This window comes from Bradyrhizobium sp. (assembly GCF_050014615.1).
Lineage (GTDB): Bacteria > Pseudomonadota > Alphaproteobacteria > Rhizobiales > Xanthobacteraceae > Bradyrhizobium.
The window spans coordinates 1-3,724 of record NZ_JBEKCZ010000343.1; the positions used below are offsets into that span (position 1 = coordinate 1).

Here is a 3,724-nt window from a genome sequence, read left to right on the forward strand (position 1 = left end):
CGCCATCGGCAATGCGCCGACCGCGCTGTTTCGATTGCTCGACATGCTCGACCAGGGCGCGCCGCCGCCCGCGGCGATCATCGGCGTTCCCGTGGGTTTTGTCGGGGCAGCCGAATCCAAGCAAGCCCTCGCGGCACAGACCCGTATTCCCTTTCTTGTTGTCCGCGGGCGCAGGGGCGGCAGCGCCATGGCCGTTGCCGCGGTCAACGCCCTGGCGAGTGAGCGCGAATGATGGACCTTGACGCGATCGCCGGAACGGCACGTGGTGGAACGCTTTATGGCATCGGCGTCGGCCCCGGCGATGTCAGCTATCTGACGCTGCGGGCCGCGGCGCTGGTGCGGCAGGTCGATGTGATTGCGTTTTTTGCCAAGCGCGGTCTTCAAGGCAATGCGCGCGGCATCGTCGATCCGCTGATGGGACCGCATCGCGAAGAGCTGCGGCTTGAATATCCCGTGACCAACGAAATCCCGCCGGAAGATCCTTCCTATCGGCAACAGATCAGCCGGTTCTACGAGGAAAGCGCCGAGGCGCTGTCGCTGTTGCTGCGGCAAGGCAAGTCGGTCGGCCTGCTGGCCGAAGGCGATCCGTTTTTTTATGGCTCATTCATGCATATCTGGCGTCGTCTCGATAAGGTGTTTCCGATCGAGGTGGTGCCGGGTGTCACGGGCATGTCGGGCTGCTGGACTCGCGCCAACGCGCCGATCACCTGGGGTGACGATATTCTCTCGGTGTTGCCGGGAACCATGGGCGAAGCGCAATTGACGCGCCGCCTCGCCGATACCGACGCCGCTGTCATCATGAAGGTCGGCAACAACCTGGCCAAAGTCCGCCGCGCCGTGACGGCGGCCGGGCTGCTTTCGCGCGCGATCTATGTCGAGCGCGGCAGCATGAAGGGCGAGCGGATCATGCCCTTGTCCGAGGGACCTGAAGCCGGCAGCCCCTATTTTTCGATGGTGCTGATTCCAGGGCAGGGGAGGCGGCTGTGAGCGGTTCGCTGGTCATTGTCGGTCTCGGGCCCGGATCGATCGAGCTGTTGACGCCGTCAGCCACGCGCGCGCTGGGGGCCGCAACGGATCTCGTGGGATATGGACCCTATCTCGATCGAATTCCGGAAACCGTTCCCGGTCAGCGCCGGCATGCTTCCGATAACCGGGTCGAGATCGAGCGCGCCCGCCATGCGCTCACGCTTGCTGCCGAAGGCAGGCGGGTGGCGGTGGTCTCGGGTGGAGACCCCGGCGTGTTCGCGATGGCGGCCGCGGTATTTGAAGCCGTCGAGGGCGGCGCTTCGCATTGGCGCGACCTCGACATTCGCGTCGAGCCCGGCATTACCGCGATGCTGGCTGCCGCGGCCGAAGTCGGCGCGCCCCTTGGCGGGGATTTTTGCGCGGTCTCCCTGTCGGACAATCTGAAGTCATGGGAGACCATCGAGCGGCGCCTGCGGGCTGCCGCCACCGGAGACTTCGTGATCGCGCTCTACAACCCAGCTTCCAAAGCCCGTCCGCATCAGCTCGGGCAGGCCTTTGAGCTGTTGCGAACGATCAAGCCGCCGCAGACGGTGGTGCTGTTCGTCCGCAAAGCCGCGACACCCGAAACGAGGGTCATCGTTACATCCTTGGCCGAGGCCGATCCGGCGCTGGCGGACATGCGCACGCTGGTCATCATCGGCGCTGCGGCAACGCGGCTGATCCCGCGAACGGGACAGCGGCCGTGGGTCTATACGCCCCGCGCGGAAACGGGGATGGCGCGATGAGCAAGCCGCTGTTCCAGCCACATCATAGCGCCCTCGGCTTTCTCAACGGTATGGCCGTGCCATTTGTGCGGACGTGCGATCATCACGACGGGAATGCCGAGCTTGCGCGTGGCCGCGATCTTCGGGTAGGTCGCCGCTCCGCCGGAGTTCTTGGAAACCACTACGTCGATCTTCTCATCTTTGAGAAGCGTCGCTTCGGCGGGTTCGTCGAACGGGCCGCGGTCGAAAATCAACTTGATGTCGCGCGGCAGCACGACGCCCTCCGGCGCTTCGATCATGCGCGCGACATAGCGATGCTGAGGGCTCCTTGCGAAGGCGCCGAGTTCGAGACGGCCGAGGCTGAGAAACACCCGGCGCGGCTGCGATCCCAGCGCTTCGGCGGCGGCTTCCGCGCTTGCGACCGTCAGCCAGGTGTCGCCGGGCAGGGGTTGCCAGGCCGGACGCATGATCGTGGCGAGCGGGATCGCAAGTTGCTTACAGGCGGTCACGGCATTGGACGAGATCTGATCGGCGTAGGGGTGCGTCGCGTCAACGACGGCCTCGATCGCTTCTTGTTGCAGCCATGCGGCCAATCCGTCGGGACCGCCGAAGCCGCCGGTTCGCGTGCGAACCGGTTGTGGCCGGGGCTTCGACGTGCGTCCGGCCAGCGAGAGCGTGGTCTCAAAGCGGGGGTCGGCCGCGAGCAGGCGCGCCAGCTCCGAAGCCTCCGTCGTACCTCCGAGGATGAGAACGCGCATCGGAGCTTGTTCCATGATGGTTGAGCCCGCAATTTGCACAGGGCAGCGCTGGCTGTCCATCATTGGCATCGGTGAGGCCGGCGTGGAAGGGCTTTCCTCGGTGGCCTGCCAGCTGATCCGTTCGGCTGAACTGGTGGTAGGCGGCGCGCGCCATCTCGAATTGGCCAGCGAACTTATTCGAGGCCGGCGTCTGGCGTGGCCAAGCCCGATCAGTGACGCGTTCCCCGAGATCGAGCACCATCGCGGACGGGCCGTCGTGGTGCTGGCGAGCGGCGATCCCTTTCATTTCGGTGTCGGCAAGCAGATCGCGGGTTTTGTCCCGGCTGATGAGTTTATTTGCCTGCCACAGCCCTCGGCGTTCAGTCTCGCCGCCGCGCGGATGGGCTGGCCGCTGCAGGACGTCGTGCCGGTGACGCTGCACGGCCGCGCGCTCAACGGCATTATCCGGCATCTGCAACCCGGGGCGCGGATTCTGGCGCTCTCGTGGGACAGCGCGACGCCACGCAGGCTTGCCGAGCTTCTTGCCACGCATCGGATGGGACAGTCGCGCATGGCCGTGCTCGAGGCGATGGGTGGCGCGCGCGAGCGGATACGTCACGCCACGGTTTCGAATTTCGATATCGAGGACATCCAGCCGCTCAATACCATCGCGATCGAGCCCGGCCTCGACGATGATTTCTTCGAGCATGACGGCCAACTGACCAAGCGGGAGATTCGCGCGGTGACGTTGTCGTCGCTGGCGCCTCTGCAGGGGCAACTGCTCTGGGATATCGGACTCGGCGCGGGTTCGGTCGCGATCGAATGGCTGCTGCAGCATGCTTCACTGCGCGCTATTGGCATCGAGGCGCGCGGCGACCGCGCCGGTCGCGCCGCCCGCAACGCCGCCGCATTGGGCGCGCCGGAGCTCGAGATCGTGCAGGGCGCCGCGCCGGAAGCGCTGGCCGGGCTCGCGAGACCCGACGCTGTCTTTATCGGCGGCGGTATGATGGATCACGGCGTGTTCGACGCGGCGTGGTCGGCGCTGAAACCGGGCGGGCGTCTCGTCGCCAACGCCGTCTCGCTCGAGACTGAAGTTCGGCTTGCCGGTTATTTCCAGCAAATGGGCGGAGATCTTGTTCGACTGCAGGTCGCCAGAGCCGATAGAGTGGGCGCCATGTCTGGCTGGCGGCCGGCAATGCCGGTCACGCAATGGCGAGTGAGGAAGCCATGATCGTTGCGGGCATCGGATGCGGACGC

Annotated in this window: 5 protein-coding genes; 4 read left to right on the forward strand and 1 reads right to left on the reverse strand. The window is 65.8% G+C overall.

Annotated elements, in window-relative coordinates:
• From ABR948_RS29270 to cobJ, 3 genes are all read left to right on the forward strand, one after another.
• The coding region (locus tag ABR948_RS29270) for a precorrin-8X methylmutase (protein WP_428124764.1) at window positions 1-232 on the forward strand (232 nt) is incomplete at its 5' end.
• A complete protein-coding gene (locus ABR948_RS29275) occupies window positions 229-987 on the forward strand; it encodes a precorrin-2 C(20)-methyltransferase (RefSeq protein ID WP_428124766.1) in 759 nt (252 codons plus the stop codon). The genes ABR948_RS29270 and ABR948_RS29275, both read left to right, overlap by 4 nt.
• A complete protein-coding gene (gene cobJ, locus ABR948_RS29280; RefSeq protein WP_428124768.1) occupies window positions 984-1,751 on the forward strand; it encodes a precorrin-3B C(17)-methyltransferase in 768 nt (255 codons plus the stop codon). Before ABR948_RS29275 ends, cobJ begins: the two co-directional genes overlap by 4 nt.
• Here cobJ and ABR948_RS29285 read toward each other — a convergent pair.
• A complete protein-coding gene (locus ABR948_RS29285) occupies window positions 1,715-2,488 on the reverse strand; it encodes a cobalt-precorrin-6A reductase (protein ID WP_428124770.1) in 774 nt (257 codons plus the stop codon). The two genes, cobJ and ABR948_RS29285, sit on opposite strands and share 37 nt — an antisense overlap.
• 16 nt (window positions 2,489-2,504) lie before the next feature.
• Between ABR948_RS29285 and cbiE the strand changes: the two genes are divergently transcribed.
• Entirely contained in the window at window positions 2,505-3,698 is a 1,194-nt protein-coding gene (gene cbiE / locus ABR948_RS29290; RefSeq protein WP_428124772.1) for a precorrin-6y C5,15-methyltransferase (decarboxylating) subunit CbiE, read from the forward strand.
• Window positions 3,699-3,724 lie beyond the last annotated feature (26 nt).

What these genes read in the sequence shown, in the direction of transcription:
- ABR948_RS29275 (WP_428124766.1), top strand. Translation starts at nt 229, where the DNA reads ATGATGGACCTTGACGCGATCGCCGGAACGGCACGTGGTGGAACGCTT.
- ABR948_RS29285 (WP_428124770.1), bottom strand. Translation starts at nt 2,488, where the DNA reads ATGCGCGTTCTCATCCTCGGAGGTACGACGGAGGCTTCGGAGCTGGCG.
- cbiE (WP_428124772.1), top strand. Translation starts at nt 2,505, where the DNA reads ATGGTTGAGCCCGCAATTTGCACAGGGCAGCGCTGGCTGTCCATCATT.